This window comes from Intestinimonas butyriciproducens (assembly GCF_016901775.1).
GTDB lineage: Bacteria > Bacillota > Clostridia > Oscillospirales > Butyricicoccaceae > Pseudobutyricicoccus.
In genome coordinates this window covers 13,414-28,924 of sequence record NZ_JACJKW010000024.1, presented here as the reverse complement: position 1 = coordinate 28,924, position 15,511 = coordinate 13,414, and the positions used below count along the sequence as shown (strand labels likewise).

The 15,511-nt window shown below is 57.4% G+C and carries 16 protein-coding genes, 1 tRNA gene and 1 riboswitch; all 17 genes read right to left on the bottom strand.

Annotation, left to right across the window (positions count from 1 at the left end):
- Positions 1-163: 163 nt before the first annotated feature.
- Complete coding sequence (gene pyrE / locus H6A25_RS11380) at positions 164-805, bottom strand: orotate phosphoribosyltransferase (RefSeq protein ID WP_275951900.1); 642 nt, start codon at positions 803-805, stop codon at positions 164-166.
- Between the two features lie 12 nt (positions 806-817).
- Positions 818-1,525, bottom strand: a complete 708-nt coding sequence (gene pyrF / locus H6A25_RS11375) for an orotidine-5'-phosphate decarboxylase (RefSeq protein WP_118427465.1) — start codon at positions 1,523-1,525, stop codon at positions 818-820.
- Positions 1,522-2,436, bottom strand: coding sequence for a dihydroorotate dehydrogenase (locus tag H6A25_RS11370; RefSeq protein ID WP_204752240.1), 915 nt, complete (start codon positions 2,434-2,436; stop codon positions 1,522-1,524). Before H6A25_RS11370 ends, pyrF begins: the two co-directional genes overlap by 4 nt.
- Positions 2,436-3,164, bottom strand: coding sequence for a dihydroorotate dehydrogenase electron transfer subunit (locus H6A25_RS11365; protein WP_204752239.1), 729 nt, complete (start codon positions 3,162-3,164; stop codon positions 2,436-2,438). The genes H6A25_RS11370 and H6A25_RS11365 overlap by 1 nt, the downstream gene beginning before the upstream one ends.
- Positions 3,161-6,352, bottom strand: coding sequence for a carbamoyl-phosphate synthase large subunit (carB, locus tag H6A25_RS11360; RefSeq protein ID WP_204752238.1), 3,192 nt, complete (start codon positions 6,350-6,352; stop codon positions 3,161-3,163). The genes H6A25_RS11365 and carB overlap by 4 nt, the downstream gene beginning before the upstream one ends.
- On the bottom strand, positions 6,345-7,460 hold the full coding sequence (gene carA, locus H6A25_RS11355; RefSeq protein ID WP_204752237.1) for a glutamine-hydrolyzing carbamoyl-phosphate synthase small subunit: 1,116 nt from the start codon (positions 7,458-7,460) through the stop codon (positions 6,345-6,347). Before carA ends, carB begins: the two co-directional genes overlap by 8 nt.
- Before the next feature lie 71 nt (positions 7,461-7,531).
- On the bottom strand, positions 7,532-8,407 hold the full coding sequence (locus H6A25_RS11350) for an aspartate carbamoyltransferase catalytic subunit (protein ID WP_204752236.1): 876 nt from the start codon (positions 8,405-8,407) through the stop codon (positions 7,532-7,534).
- 203 nt (positions 8,408-8,610) lie between these two features.
- Complete coding sequence (locus tag H6A25_RS11345) at positions 8,611-8,841, bottom strand: DUF1653 domain-containing protein (RefSeq protein WP_204752235.1); 231 nt, start codon at positions 8,839-8,841, stop codon at positions 8,611-8,613.
- Complete coding sequence (locus tag H6A25_RS11340) at positions 8,838-9,743, bottom strand: radical SAM protein (RefSeq protein WP_204752234.1); 906 nt, start codon at positions 9,741-9,743, stop codon at positions 8,838-8,840. Before H6A25_RS11340 ends, H6A25_RS11345 begins: the two co-directional genes overlap by 4 nt.
- Before the next feature lie 160 nt (positions 9,744-9,903).
- Positions 9,904-10,578, bottom strand: a complete 675-nt coding sequence (locus H6A25_RS11335; protein ID WP_204752233.1) for a TenA family protein — start codon at positions 10,576-10,578, stop codon at positions 9,904-9,906.
- Positions 10,575-11,372: a bifunctional hydroxymethylpyrimidine kinase/phosphomethylpyrimidine kinase gene (gene thiD / locus H6A25_RS11330; RefSeq protein ID WP_204752232.1), complete on the bottom strand. Its 798-nt coding sequence runs from the start codon at positions 11,370-11,372 to the stop codon at positions 10,575-10,577. The genes H6A25_RS11335 and thiD overlap by 4 nt, the downstream gene beginning before the upstream one ends.
- A 71-nt stretch (positions 11,373-11,443) precedes the next feature.
- Positions 11,444-12,097: an HAD-IA family hydrolase gene (locus H6A25_RS11325; RefSeq protein WP_204752231.1), complete on the bottom strand. Its 654-nt coding sequence runs from the start codon at positions 12,095-12,097 to the stop codon at positions 11,444-11,446.
- Positions 12,094-12,732 (bottom strand): thiamine phosphate synthase, encoded by a 639-nt coding sequence (gene thiE, locus H6A25_RS11320; protein ID WP_204752230.1) that lies wholly within the window; start codon positions 12,730-12,732, stop codon positions 12,094-12,096. The genes H6A25_RS11325 and thiE overlap by 4 nt, the downstream gene beginning before the upstream one ends.
- The gene (thiM, locus tag H6A25_RS11315) at positions 12,719-13,540 is read right to left on the bottom strand and encodes a hydroxyethylthiazole kinase (RefSeq protein ID WP_204752229.1); all 822 of its coding nucleotides are present in this window, start codon (positions 13,538-13,540) and stop codon (positions 12,719-12,721) included. The genes thiE and thiM overlap by 14 nt, the downstream gene beginning before the upstream one ends.
- Before the next feature lie 70 nt (positions 13,541-13,610).
- Positions 13,611-13,715, bottom strand: a riboswitch (TPP riboswitch).
- Between the two features lie 53 nt (positions 13,716-13,768).
- Entirely contained in the window at positions 13,769-14,773 is a 1,005-nt protein-coding gene (locus H6A25_RS11310; RefSeq protein WP_204752228.1) for a permease, read from the bottom strand.
- Between the two features lie 166 nt (positions 14,774-14,939).
- Positions 14,940-15,022, bottom strand: a tRNA-Leu gene (locus H6A25_RS11305).
- A gap of 91 nt (positions 15,023-15,113) precedes the next feature.
- Complete coding sequence (locus H6A25_RS11300) at positions 15,114-15,467, bottom strand: SWIM zinc finger family protein (protein ID WP_204752227.1); 354 nt, start codon at positions 15,465-15,467, stop codon at positions 15,114-15,116.
- Positions 15,468-15,511: the final 44 nt, after the last annotated feature.

Below are 15,511 nucleotides of genomic sequence, written 5' to 3'. Positions count from 1 at the left end.
TTGGCAGACCGCACTCCTATTATAGCAAAGGGAGTTTTTATTTCGCCATTATCGACATAAGTCTTTTTTTGAACCACTCGCCTAGCGAGTGGTTTTCGGAGCACAAAAAGACCTGCGGAATGATTCCGCAGGGCTTTTTCTATATTCTGGCTGTATTTTGTTTTTACAGGTCCATCCAACCGCTGTCGGAGGGATTTTTCTGGAAGGCCTGCAGCTTCTTCACATCTTCTGCCTTGATGTAGTCCTGCTCCACAGCCACTTCCACCAAAGCATCGTAATTGGAAAGGGACACGTTTTTCACCTGGGCCTCCTGCATCCGGTCGATGCCCTTCTGCAGGCCATAGGTGAAGATGGAAGCGATACCCAGGACCTCGGCCCCCACTTCCCGCAGCACATTGACCACTTCGATGACAGAGCCGCCGGTGGAGATCAGATCTTCCACCACAACCACTTTCTGGCCCTTTTCCACCTTGCCTTCGATCTGGTTGTTCCGGCCATGGTCCTTGGCGCTGGAGCGCACATAGCACATGGGCAGGCCCAGAATGTCGGCCACCAGGGCCGCATGGGCAATACCGGCGGTGCTGGTGCCTGCCACCACTTCGCAATCGGGATAATGCTTACGGATGTTCTCCGCCAGCCCCTGCTCCACCTGATTCCGGATATGGGGATAGGACAGAGTCAGCCGGTTATCGCAGTAAATGGGGGATTTGATGCCGCTGGCCCAGGTAAAGGGCTCCTGGGGGCGCAGGAACACCGCCTTGATCTCCAGCAGGCAGGACGCGATCTTCTTTTCCATGTTTTCCATGATATTTCCTCCTTATTCTCCCAAAAAGTCCCGCAGCACCCGGCGATAGGCCTCCACCGGATCCTGTGCCTTGGTGATGGGGCGGCCCACCACGATATAGTCGGTGCCGATCTCCCGGGCCTTCTGGGGTGTGGTGATCCGGGACTGGTCTCCCACATCGCCGTCGGGATACCGGATGCCCGGGGTGACGGTGCGGAAGGATGTGCCGCAGGCCTTTTTCACAATGCCTGCCTCCAGGGGAGAGCAGACCACGCCGTCCAGACCGGCCTGCTGGGTATTCCGGGCATAGTGAGCCACTGTCTCCTCAATGGTATTGGGGATGAGCAGTTCTTTCTGCATCCGCTCCTGAGAGGTGCTGGTCAGCTGGGTGACGGCGATGAGCATGGGCACTTCTCCCTGTGCTCCCTCGGCCAGGCCCTCTTTGGCGGCCCGCATCATATCGATGGTGCCGGCGGCGTGGACATTGGTCATGTTGACTCCCAGCTTGGCCAGGTTGCGCATGGCCTTGTTGACGGTGTTGGGAATGTCGTGGAGCTTCAGATCCAGGAACACATCGTGGCCCATGGCCTTCAGCTTGCGGACAATGTCCGGCCCTTCGCCATAGAACAGCTCCATGCCGATTTTCACAAAGGGCTTTTCCTCCTTGAACTGGCTGAGGAAATCAAGCGCATCCTGCCCAGTGGGGAAATCGCAGGCGATGATCACATCATGTTTTTTCATTTCTGAGCCCTCCCTATGATCTCTTCCAAAGTTTCAATACCGTATTCGTCCATCTTCCGGGACAGCTCCTCGATGATCCGGGGGCAGGCCCAGGGGTCCACCAGGTTCTGGGCGCCCACCTGTACGGCAGAAGCACCGGCAGAAAGAAATTCCAGCACATCATCGGCATTCTGGATGCCGCCCACACCGATCACCGGCACATCCACTGCCTGGCATACCTGATAGACCATCCGCAGAGCCACCGGCTTGATGGCCGGGCCGGAGAAGCCTGCCATTTTGGTGGAGACGATGGGCCTTCCTGTGCGGGGATCGATACGCATGCCAAACAGGGTGTTGATGAGCACCAATCCGTCGGCCCCTGCTTCCACCACCGCTTTGGCGATGGCCACAATGTCGGTGACATTGGGAGACAGCTTCATATAAACCGGCTTTGTGGTCACTTTCTTCACCGCCCGGCAGACGGTGGCCGCCGCCTGAGGATCGGTGCCGAAAGCCATGCCTCCGTGCTTCACATTGGGGCAGCTGATGTTGATCTCCAGAATGCCCATATCCTCTTCCTTGTCAAAAAGGGCGGCGGTATAGGCATAGTCCTCCACCGAAAAGCCGGAAATATTGGCGATGGCTTTCTTGTGATAGACCTGCCGCAGCTTGGGCAGCTCTTCTTCGATCACCTTGTGCACCCCGGGATTCTGCAAACCGATGGCATTGAGCAGGCCCATTTCGCACTCGGCGATACGGGGCGTGGGGTTGCCGAAACGGGGATCTTTTGTGGTGCCCTTCAGGCTCATGGAGCCCAGAAGATCAAGGTCATAATATTTGGCAAACTCATAGCCGAAGCCAAAAGTGCCGCTGGCGGGGATGATGGGGTTATCCAGCTCCCAATCTCCCAGTTTCACAGTCAGTCTGCTCATCAGAATTTCACCTCGCTGCTATCCATCACCGGGCCGTCCACGCAAATGCGCTTGTTGCCCACCAGAGTTTCGCAGCTGCAGCCCATGCAGGCGCCGAAGCCGCAGCCCATCCGCTCCTCAAAGGAGAGCTGGCCCGGTTTTCCGCAGGCGTGCACCGCCCGAAGCATGGGCATGGGGCCGCAGGCGAAATAATAATCATAGGACAGGTTTTCCATCACATGGGTGACAAATCCCTTTGTCCCCAGGCTGCCGTCCTCGGTGGCCACCTCTACCGGGCAGCCAAGGGCTTTGAATTTTTCCACATAAAAAGCCTGGTTCTTGTTGCCGAAGCCCAGAACGGCGGTGACTTTCTTTCCTTCGTACACCATGCGCCGGGCCAGGCCATAGAGGGGGGGAACCCCCACCCCTCCGCCGATGAGCAGACTGTGCTCTCCGGCCTTTTTCATATCAAAGCCATTGCCCAGGCCGCAGAGAATATCCAGCTCTTTCCCCGGCTTCATCTCTGCCATCTGCCGTGTGCCCTTCCCCACCACTTTATAGATCAGCGTGAGGGTGGCGTCGTCCCAATCGCAGATGCTGATGGGGCGGCGCAGATAGAGCCCTTCCAGCTTGATGTTGACGAACTGACCGGGATTTTCTGCAAAGCTCAGATCTCCCTGGAGCACCATTTCATAGGTGTCCTGGGCGATGGGCCGATTGCTGACGATCTCATACATACCGTTTGTCATTTGCTTTCCCCTTCACTGTCGATGGTGGAGACGCCCACGGTGATTTCTTCCAGCACATCCAGCAGCACGCTGACGGTGTCCAGAGAGGTGAACATGGTCACATTGTTCTCCACAGCGCTGCGGCGGATGGCAAACCCGTCGGTGTTGGCCATTTCATTGGGTCCCAGGGTGTTGATCACATAGGTCACATGACCGGCCCGCAGGGAATCCAGGATCTCCTCGCTGCCTTCGCTGATCTTTTTCCGGCTGCGGGTGCGGATGCCGTGCTCCTTGAGGAACTGAGCCGTGCCCCGGGTGGCCTCGATGTTGAAGCCCAGGTTGTAGAACCGGCGCACCAGGGGCAGCGCCCGCTCCTTGTCCTGATCGGCAATGGTGACGAACACGGCGCCGTAATTGGCCACACGCATATTGGCGGCCTTCAGGGCCTTGTACAGCGCCCGGTTCAGGCTGTTGTCATAGCCAATGGCTTCGCCGGTGGACTTCATCTCGGGAGACAGATATACATCGGCGCCACGCAGCTTGCTGAAGCTGAACACCGGCGCTTTCACATACCAGCGGTTCTTCCGGGGCATTTCCCCTGTTTCATAGCCCTGCTCCTTCAGGCTCTGTCCCAGCATGACCTTTGTGGCGATCTTGGGCAGAGGAATGCCGGTGGCCTTAGAGAGGAAGGGCACAGTACGGGAAGAACGGGGGTTGACCTCGATGACATGGACGGTCTCGTCCTCGCCCACGATAAACTGAATGTTGAACAGACCCTGGATGCCGATGCCCCGGCCCAGGCGGATGGTATAGTCCACAATGGCCTTGCGGGCCTTTTCGCCCACAGAGAAGGTGGGATAGACGCTGAAGGAGTCGCCGGAATGAACGCCGGTGTGCTCCACATGCTCCATGATGCCGGGGATGAGTACGGTCTCACCGTCGCAGATGGCATCCACTTCCAGTTCCTTGCCGGAGATGTACTTGTCCACCAGCACGGGATGCTCTTCGCTGGCCACCACGGCTTCGGCCAAATACCGGCGCAGCTGCTCGTCATCCCGGACGATCTGCATGGCCCGGCCACCCAGCACATAGGAAGGACGCACCAGCACAGGATAGCCGATTTCGTTTGCCACCCGGATGCCGTCCTCGATGCGGGTCACCGCCTTACCGGCGGGCTGGGGAATGTTCAGCTCGTGCATCAGCTTTTCAAAGCTGTCCCGGTTTTCCGCCTTGTCGATGGCTTCCACGCCGGTGCCGATGATGTTGACCCCCAGCTTGTGCAGCCGCTCGGCCAGGTTGATGGCGGTCTGGCCGCCCAGGGAGACCACAACGCCCATGGGGTTTTCCAGATGGATCAGGTTCATCACATCTTCCACACACAGGGGCTCAAAATACAGCTTATCGCTGACGGTGTAGTCGGTGGACACGGTCTCCGGGTTGTTGTTGATGATAATGGCCTCGTACCCGGCTTCCCGGATGGCCCAGATGGCGTGCACAGTGGAGTAGTCGAACTCCACGCCCTGACCGATGCGGATGGGGCCGCTGCCCAGCACCAGCACCGAGGGCTTGTCGGTGACAATGGACTCGTTCTCCTCCTCGTATGTGGAGTAGAAATAGGGCACATAAGCGGCAAACTCACCGGCGCAGGTGTCGATGGTCTTGTATACCGGCCAGATGTTATGCTCCTGGCGCAGCTTGAGCACTTCCAGCTCGTCCATGCCCCACAGCTTGCCCAGGAAAGCATCGGAAAAGCCCAGACGCTTGGCCTGCTTCAGCACCTCTGCATCTCCCGGATTTTCCTTGCACACCGTCTCATATTCCACAATGTTGCGGATGGCGTCGATGAAGAAGTAGTCGATCTTGGTCTGCTGGCAGATCATCATCAGATCCACATTCCGGCGCACCAGCTCGGCAATGGCATAGAGACGCTCGTCGGTGGGGGTGGCGATCTCCTGCAGCAGCTCGTCCACAGTGAAGTGATCGAATTTTTCCTTCCACACATGGTTGACGCCGGCTTCCAGGGAACGCACCGCCTTCAGCAGGCTTTCCTCCATGGTGCGGCCGATGGCCATGACTTCGCCGGTGGCCTTCATCTGGGTGGTCAGCAGCTTGGAGGCCTTGTCGAATTTATCGAAGGGGAAGCGGGCCACCTTGCAGACGATGTAGTCCAGGGAGGGCTCAAAGCTGGCGGGAACGCTGCCCAGATTGATCTCGTCCAGAGCCATGCCTACGGCGATCTTGGCGGACACCTTGGCGATGGGGAAGCCGCTGGCTTTGGAAGCCAGAGCGGAGGAACGGGACACACGGGGGTTGACTTCGATGACATAATAGCGGAAGGAATAGGGATCCAGGGCAAACTGCACATTGCAGCCGCCTTCGATGCCCAGCTCCCGGATGATCCGCAGCGCGGCGTCCCGGAGCATGTGGTATTCCTTACCGGTCAGGGTCTGGGCGGGAGCCACCACCATGCTGTCGCCGGTGTGGACGCCCACAGGATCGATGTTCTCCATGGAGCAGATGGCAATGGCGGTGTCATTCTTGTCCCGCATCACCTCAAACTCGATCTCTTTATAGCCCTTGATGGACTTTTCCACCAGCACCTGGCCCACCGGGGACAGATGCAGGGCGCTTTCAGCCAGATTCAGCAGCTCTTCCTCGTTGTCGCAGAAACCGCCGCCGGTGCCGCCCAGGGTAAAGGCCGGACGGAGCACGATGGGATAACCGATCTTTGCCGCCTCTTCCTTGGCCTGCTCCACCGAATGGGCGATATAGCTTTCCAGAACCGGCTCGCCGATGCGCACGCACAGGTCTTTGAACTTTTCCCGATCCTCCGCCTGGTCGATGGAATCAAAGGGAGTTCCCAGAATTTCCACGCCGCATTCGTCCAGTACGCCCTTCTGGGCCAGCTGCATGGCCAGGTTCAGGCCGGTCTGTCCGCCCAGGGTGGGGATGATGGCGTCGGGCCGCTCCATACGGATGATCCGGGCCACATATTCCAGGTTCAGAGGCTCCATATACACCTTGTCTGCGATATGGGTATCGGTCATGATGGTGGCCGGGTTGGAGTTGACCAGAATGACCTTGTAGCCCTCTTCCTTCAGAGCCAGGCAGGCCTGGGTTCCCGAGTAGTCAAATTCCGCCGCCTGTCCGATGACGATGGGGCCGGAACCGATCACCAGGATCTTGTTGATATCGGTGCGTTTAGGCATTGTTGCTTCCTCCCTCTTTGACGCTGCACATCATGGTGATAAAGGTGTCGTACACATAGGCGCAGTCATCGGCGCCGGGGTCGTTCTCCGGATAATGCTGCACACCGATCACCCGGCTCTTTTCCTCCATGATGCCTTCCACAGTGTCATCCAGCAGATGGCGATGGGTCACCTGCAAAGAGGTGTTCTCCAGGCTCTTTTCGCAGATGGCAAAACTGTGGCTCTGGGAAGTGATCTCCCGCTTATCTCCATAGATGGTCTTGACAGGCACATTGCCGCCGTTGTGACCATGCTTCATCTGATAGGTATCGCCGCCGGCGGCCAGGGCGATGATCTGGCAGCCCAGCCCCACGCCGAAGATGGGCATCTTGCCCCACATTTCCTTCACCAGGGCGATGACTCCCTCACACTCCTTGGGATCGCCCGGGCCGCTGGAAAGGAACAGGCCGTCGGGCTTGAGAGCCATCAGTTCTTCCGCTGTGATGTCCTGGGGCACGATGGTCACATTGCAGCCCCGATTGTTCAGGCAGCGGATGCTGCTCTGGCGGATGCCGCAATCCACCGCAGCCACATTGTAACGGAAGTTTGCAGTACGGCTGTAACGGATTTTCTTGCCGCCCACCTTTTTGGCCAGACCCTCTTCCGGAAGTGCCTGGGCAATGAGCTCCATGGCCTTTTCCCGGCTGGTCTCCTTGTCGGTGAGCAGCACCTTCATGCTGCCCTCGTCCCGGAGCATCCGGCCAATGGCCCGGGTGTCCACACCCTGGATGCCGGGGATGTCATTTTCCACCATCACTTCTTCCAGCGTCTTGGTATAGCGGAAGTTGGAGGGACGGTCATTATAGCGGCGGACGATGAGACATCCGGCGTGGCAGGCCCGGGACTCATAGTCCTCGTCGGCCATGCCGTAGCTGCCGATCACCGGATAGGTCATCACCAGAGCCTCTCCGGCGCAGGCCGGATCGCTGAGGATCTCCTGATAGCCGATCATGGCGGTGTCGAAACTGCACTGGCACAGAGCTTCCCGCGGGCTGCCGAAGCCTGCGCCCAGAAACTCACGCCCGTTTTCAAAAACCAGCTTGCGGTCGAAGCGTTGGGTTTTTTCCATCTGTGTTTCCTCCCTGTATCTGTCTTTCCCCTGCAAAAAAGGGGGGTATTTTTCTCTGTTCTGCCCGGTGTTCAATCCCACAGGGCACGCTTGATGGCAGCCATGCGGACAAAGACGCCGTTGTTCACCTGCTTGAAAATGCGGGAGCGGCTGCATTCCACCACTTCATCGGCGATCTCCACACCCCGGTTGAAGGGAGCGGGGTGCATGATGATGGCCCCATCCTTCATCCAGCTGAGCTTTTGCTTGTCCATGCCGTAGCGCTTGTGGTATTCTTCCACCGAAAGATGCATCTTTTCCTTATGGCGTTCGTGCTGCACCCGGAGAAGCATCACCACATCGCTTCCCCGCACCGCCTCTTCAAAGGGCTTATAGTTGAGAGCGGTCTCCATATATTCTTCCGGGCCGCTGGTGCACACTTCCATGCCCAGCCGTCCCATCACCTCGAAGTTGGTGTGGGCCACCCGGCTGTGGGACACATCCCCGATGATGGCCACCTTCAGCCCTTCAAAATGACCGAACTCCTGGCGGATGGTGAGCAGATCCAGCAAAGACTGGGTGGGGTGGTTTCCGGTGCCGTCGCCGCCGTTGAGGATCTTGGCGTTCACATGGCCCAGCAGCTGGTTATAGTACTCATTTTCCACATGGCGGATGACCAGCAGATCGGGGCCGAAGCTGTCAAATGTTTTGACGGTGTCATAAAAGCTCTCGTTCTTCTGCAAAGAGGAACCAGCCGGATTAAAAGAAATGACCCGTAGACCCAGTTTGACTTCAGCTACATTGAAGCTGTACTGGGTACGGGTCGAGGGTTCAAAAAACAAATTGGCGGCAATGCGTCCTTCCAGGCCGCGAAAGACTTCCCCATCGTGAAAGGCTTGGGCCTGATCCAGGATGGAAACGATTTCGGACACATCCAGGCTTTTCAGTTCCAGCAAATTCTTTCCCATAAAAACCTCCTATTCTGCGGCGGCTGACCGAAAGAAAAGCCCCCAGTCAACTGAAGGCTTTGCGTGCAGGCGAAATTCTTTTTGTTCCGGCTTCCGCGCCGCGCCGCGACAGATGCCTAAAATTTCTTATATTATATCGGATATCCCTTCCCATTGCAAGGATTTTCGTCATATTTTTTATTTTTTCCAAAAAACAGGGTCTTTCATTCCCCTATATAGGTAAATCGTTTCTGTTTTTTTCCATCCCGCTCCACATCTTCCAGCCACATGGAAAGAGGGCGGATCCACAGCTTCCCTTCCCCGTAAAGAGGGCGGTACACCACATATTCTTCCTCTGTCTCCGAATGGATGGCCACCCCATAGACCTGATATTCTCCGCCTTTGAAATGGCGCCAGCGCCCCAAGGGCAGCTTTTCCTGTGTTTCCCCCTTCACGACAGCACTCCTTCCGCTCCATTCCCAGGCCCCACCGGCAGCTCTTCGTCCACCAGCAGCTGATGAATGGCCTGCAAAAGCCCTTCTTTCCCATCGGGAAGATGGGCCGCCAGGGTGTATTGATTGAGGGCGGTGGTATCCATATAGAAACAGTCCTTCACTTCCAGGCACTGGACCAACAGCCGCTCCTCCCGCAGCATCTGCCAGGGAGTCATGGGCTCAAAAAGGCCCTGGCTGGCCTGCCGGTACAGCTGTGTTCCCGGAAACAGTTTCAGCGCCAGCACCCAGATGTTCCGGGGATGGATCCGGTTATAAAGCCGGGCGGTTTCGATGGCATGGCTCTTCCACATCTGTCTGCCCCCCAGCCCCAGGATGGAAGTGACCAGATACTGGATACCCGCCTCGTCCAGCTTGCGGAAGGCCCGCAGCAAATCGGCCGCCGTCTCCCCCTTGTTTGCCATGAGCAGCACGGTATCGCTGCCCGACTCCACACCCACATGGAGATCCCGCAGCCCCATCTGGCGCAGCGTGCGCAGATCCTCCGGGGATTTGCGCAGGATGTCGTCGGCCCGGGCATACATACTGATCTCGCTGACCCAGGGGAGATAGTGGTGGATATACCCAAAAATATGCAGCAGATCGGAAGTGGAGCGGCAGAAAGGATTCTGCCCCAGCAGAAACACCCGGTTTCCCTCCATCTTCAGTTCTCCCAGAATTTCCGCCGCCCGGCGTACTTCTTCCAGGGGCAGAAGCTCAAAATAATCCCGTGTGAAATCGCAGAAGGCGCATTTGTGCCAGCTGCATCCCAGCTGCACTTCCAGCAGGATGCTTTTTTCCTCCTGCAGCGGGCGATAGACTGTGCCGCCCCGGTAAATGGAGGCCAGTTTTTCCTCTCTGGTCATGGCATATCCTCCTTCTATTTTATTGATGTTATCATACCATAGCCGCCGCCTTTTTCACAAGAGCACAAAAGAAAAACGGGCCTGCAAAAGCAGGCCCGCCAGAGCGTGTCGAAAACGGATATAGAACGGGAGGGGCGGCTCGCCGCCAGGCCCGCTATCATTACACATCTTCTCTTGGATTCTGACTCATCTCCCAGAATTTCTGCTCATGCACCGAGCAGTCCCAGAACAGTTTCCGGCAGACTTCCCACCGCTCTTCCGGCAGGTTCTCACAGATCTTCTCTGCAAACTCCATCCACTGACGGCAGCTTTCCTCGTATTTTTCCCCGGCGTAATCCCGCACAAAGGGACCATAGACGGTGTCCAGCACCCCGGGACTCTGTTCCACCATTTTGCGGAAAATATAGGCATAGCTGAGCATGCAGGGCAGGCTGGCCATCAGGCATTCCGCCGCCCCTTCCCCATCCCGGGCGCCTTCAATCATCCGGTCCACATAGACCCGGTTTTCCGGCCGCAGAGGCAGATGCTGGATGCTTTCATCCGTGAGGCCGTATTTTTTCAGATACTGGCGGCGGGTAGCCCCTTCCCCTTCGTTGACAAAGGACAGAAGGGAGTAATAGGCCCGGATCTCCGCCATATCCCGGGCGTGAAGCATCCCCCAGGCAAAAACCTTGGAATATTCCCGCAGATACAGGCTGTCGTCTACAATATACCCTTTGAAACAATCCTCCGGCAAAGTGCCCTGGGCAATCCCCTGCAAAAATGGGGTATCCAGGCACTGATCCCAGAGGGGTGTGTTTTCTTCCAGACAGACTTTCAGCAGATCCCGCTTCATTTCACAAACTCCCCTTTCAGATCGAAGAGATGATCCAGCGGGCCGCTTCCCGCCCCCAGATCCAGCATGGCCGCCAGCGCCCCGGAGATATAGGCTTTGGCCCGCTCCACTGCCCCGGGCAGGTCATAGCCTTTGGCCAGGTTTGCGGCAATGGCGCTGGACAGTGTGCAGCCGGTGCCGTGGGTATTGGGGTTTTCGATCCGCTGGCCCCGCATCCAGATGCCCATGCCATTCTGCCAGAGATAGTCGTCGGCAGTGCTCACCTGGTGTCCCCCTTTGCACAAAACGGCGCAGCCATATTTTTCCCCGATGAGCCGGGCGGCCTGCTCCATTTCCTCCGGGCAGGTAATGGCCATGCCGGCCAGCACCTGGGCTTCCGGAATATTGGGAGTACACACTGTGCACAAAGGCAGCAGCTCTTCTTTCAAAGCGGCCACTGCATCCTCCGCAATGAGCCGGGAGCCGCTGGTGGAAACCATCACCGGGTCCACCACAATGTTTTTCGCCTGATGCCGCCGCAAAACCTTGCCGATGACGGCAATGAGAGCGGAAGAGGAAACCATCCCGGTTTTGACGGCGTCGGGGTAGATATCGGTAAACACCCGCTCCAGCTGCTCTTCCAAAAATTCCGGGGTCGCTTCCATAATGCCGTAAACGCCGGTGGTATTCTGGGCCGTCAGGGCGGTGATGGCACTCATGGCGTAAACGCCATTGGCCGTCATGGTCTTGATATCGGCCTGGATCCCGGCGCCTCCGCTGGAATCGCTTCCAGCGATCGTCAATGCTGTTTTCATGTTCTTTCTCCTTTTTGCATTGAAGTTTTATTACGCGACGGGAAGTGGTGCCCCCGACCCGCCGCATTCTGTCACTGAAAAAACTTCTCCAGTTCCAATGCGTCCAAACGCTCTATATACTGATCACAAAGTGCTTCCATCTCGGCCCGATGCTCTTCCCCCGAGGGGTCCCATACTCCCACCGTGAGGAAGCCCGCTTCTTTGGCGGTGCGGGCTCCATGAAGGGCATCCTCAAAAACCAGAGTGCAGCCGGGCCTACTCCCCAGCTTCTCCGCCCCGGCCAGATAAATGTGGGGCTTTGTTTTGGGTCCATACTCTCCGCAGTCTAAGGCAAAGGAAAAATACTTCCACAGCCCCAACCGCTCCATGGCCGCCTGGGACAGCTCCTTCTGGGTGGCGCTGACGATGCCGCAGGGAATCTTTTTCTGCCGCAGCCGTTCCAGCAGAGTCTGGGCTCCCGGTTTGGCCGGCAGATGCTGGCGGTACTCTTCTTCCGCCAGCTCTTCCACCAGCTGGAGCATCCGCTCCACCGAAACCGAAAAACCAAAGGTCCGGATGATATACTCCGCCGCCTGGCGCTGATCCATGGCCTCGATGGTGCGGGCCAGATCCTCCGGCGGTTCTCCCCCCAGACGCCGTACCAGCTGAAGGGGAAGCTGCTGCCACATCTCCATGGACTGAAGCAATGTACCGTCCAGATCAAACAAAGCCCCCTCTATCTTCACTGAATGGCCTCCTCGGTCAGCTTCCGCAGTCCGGCTGCCGCGGCCTGAGGGTCCTCCTTGGCATAAATGGCCGAAACCACCGCCACGCCGCAGATGCCGCTGCCTTTGAGGGACAGAATATTGCTTTCTTTGATGCCGCCAATGGCCACCACCGGGATATCCACCGCCTGGCAGATGGCTTTCAGCGTATCCAGGCTGACGGCGTCGGCATCGTCTTTGGTGCCGGTGGGGAACACCGCCCCCACCCCCAGATAATCGGCACCCGCCGCCTGGGCCTTGAGGGCCTGCTCCACCGTCTGGGCCGACACTCCCAGAATCTTGTCCGGGCCGATCTTCTGGCGTACCTGCCCCGCTTCCATATCGTGCTGGCCCACATGGACGCCGTCGGCTTCGATCTCCACCGCCAGTTCCACATTGTCATTGATGAGGAAAGGTACCTGATGCTTTTTGCAAAGCTCCTGGATCTGCCGGGCTTCCTTTTGAAATTCCTCCTTCTCCAGATCCTTTTCCCGCAGCTGCACCATGGTCACCCCTCCCAGGATGGACTGCTCTACCGCAGAATAGAGGGTCCGCTCCCCCAGCCAGCTCCGGTCGGTGACGCCATAAAGCAGCAGATCTTTTTTATCGCACTTCATACCGGGCGCCCTCCATCAGCTGCTTGCCATCCATGTGATAGATGGCGTCGATGATCCGGTTGCGGTAAGAGCTGTTGCCCTCGCCCTCTTCCAGACGCTGGAAAGCCAGTTCCCCTGCCAGGCCCATCATCACCACGGCCGCAGCTGCCGCTTCCAGAGTATGCTCCGGGTTGGCGGTGACAAAGGCCGCCGTCAGCCCGGACAGCTGGCAGCCGGTACCGGTGATCTTTCCCATCTCCGGCCGGCCGTTGCGAATGACAAAGCACCGCTCCTTGTCGGCCACCAGGTCGATGGCGCCGGTGATGGCCACCACACTGTCAAACCGGGCGGCCACTTCCTTGGCAAAAGCAACGGCGGCATCCAGGTTGTCCTCTGTGACGGCATCGGACAAATCGGCATCCACTCCCCGGGTTTTGCCGCTGCCCTGGGTCAGGGTCTTGATCTCAGAGATATTGCCCCGGATGACGGCAAAATGCACCTGCCGGAGCAGATCCAGCGCCGTCTTGGTGCGCAGCGTGCTGGCCCCCGCCCCCACCGGGTCCAGCACCACCGGATGGGAAAGGGCGTTTGCCTTCTTCCCGGCGGCAAACATTCCCGGAATGGTGCGGCTGTTCAGCGTGCCGATGTTGATATTCAGGCCGCCGCAGATGGAAGTGATCTCTTCCACCTCCCCCAGATCATCGGCCATAATGGGGCTTCCCCCGCAGGCCAGCAGCACATTGGCCACATCGTTGACGGTGACATAATTGGTGATATTGTGGATCAGGGGGGATTTTTCCCGCACATTGTCCAGACAATTGCCCAGCATTTTGCTTCCTCCTTTTTCAATAAAAAAACGCCGCGGGTCTGCCCTCCGGAGAAGGCCTCCCGCGGCGAAAACCGCAAACGAATGGACTCCCTCCGTTGGCATTACCCAAATCAGGTAGCAGGTCGAAGCGCACAGCTTCCTCTCAGCCCGTTTGCGAGCTCCCTGGTCACGCTATGATGTCGTTTTTTATTATAAAACCGGGTGCAAAAAATTGCAAGAATTTTGTCCTCACATCCCCAGCCAGGGCTGGATGGAATTGAACAGATACCCCACCAGAATGATCCCCACTGTGCAGATGGCCACAAACACTCCCAGCAGCCGGGGCTTCACGGCCCGGCGCAGCATGATCAGAGAGGGCAGGGACAAGGTGGTCACCGCCATCATGAAGGAGAGCACCGTGCCCAGCATTGCCCCTTTTCCCAGCAGGGCCTGAGCCACAGGGATGGTGCCGAAGATGTCGGCATACACCGGCACACCGATGATGGTGGCCAATATAACACCCAAGGGATTTTTTCCGCCCAGCACCGCTTCCACCCAGCTCTGGGGGATCCAGTTGTGGATCAGCGCTCCAATGCCCACACCGATGAGGATATAGGGAAAAACCTTCCGGAAGGTGGAAAGCATCTGCTCTTTGGCATAAACCACCCGGTCCTTTTGGGTCAGAACCGGTCCGTCGGCCTGAACAGCCACTCCCTGACGGATAAACTCCTCCACCTGGTCTTCCAGATGCAGCCGCTGAATGAGGGCGCCCCCCACCATGGCCACCACAAGCCCCAGAATCACATAGAGCACCGCCACCTTGGCTCCAAAAATCCCCATCAGCAGCACCAGACTGCCCAGATCCACCATGGGAGAGGAAATGAGGAAGGAAAAGGTTACGCCCACCGGCAATCCCGCCCCGGTAAATCCCATAAAGAGGGGGATGGAGGAGCAGGAACAAAAGGGCGTCACCGTTCCCAGGAGCGCCGCCACCAGATTGGCCCCCATTCCCCGGAACCGCCCCAGGATTTTCCGGCTTCTCTCCGGCGGAAAATAGCTTTGCAGATAGGAGACAAAAAAGATCAGCACACAAAGCAGAACCGTGATTTTGATCACATCATAGAGGAAAAAATGCAGACTTCCCCCCAAGGGACTGGCAGTATCCACTCCCACTTTGTCTAGCCCCCGGCCGATCAGATCATTGAGCCAGGCCATCCCCAGAAGCTGATCCTGTACAAAATTCCACAGGCCCATCTTGCTCCCGCCTTTCATAAAATAATTTAAATATTTCGATGTGTCTATTTTATTCTTTCCCTGGCCGCTTGTCAAGGAAAAATTCACATTCTTCAATATTACCACTTTGCTGCCAAAAATGCAGAAATGAAAAAAGAGACACGACTCTTCGTCGTGTCTCTTTTTCTGGTGCGGTCAACGGGACTTGAACCCGTATGGTTGCCCACACGCCCCTCAAACGTGCGCGTCTGCCTGTTCCGCCATGACCGCATGGATTAAATTAGCTTGTTTATTCTATCACACTTCCCTCAAAAATGCAAGAGCTATTCCAAGGGTTTTCCAAAAAATGCGGCGGGTTCTGTCACCACTGCCCCCACTTTTCCTGCAGCGCCTGATACAGCTGCTCCTTCAGCTGCTGTTTGGTCAGGCTGTTCACATACTGCCAGATCTCCTGCCGCTGTTCTTCCCAACGGCGTTCCTGCTGCCGCTCCCCTTCCTCTACTAAAGCCAGGTATCTTTCCATTTCCTGCGGAAAGGCTGCAAAGTACACCGCAGCCATATGTTTGCAGACGATCTTCCGTCCCGCTGCATGGGGGCAATCGCACTGGGAGGCCCGAGGATGTTCCAGGTTCACACTCACTGTATATATTTTTTCTCCGCTGCCCCGCACCTTACCTTGTAAGGTGTTGGTATCGGTTTGCTGCCATAACAGCACTCGAGCATCCCGGAAATATTCATAACCACGCCAAAGGGCACTTC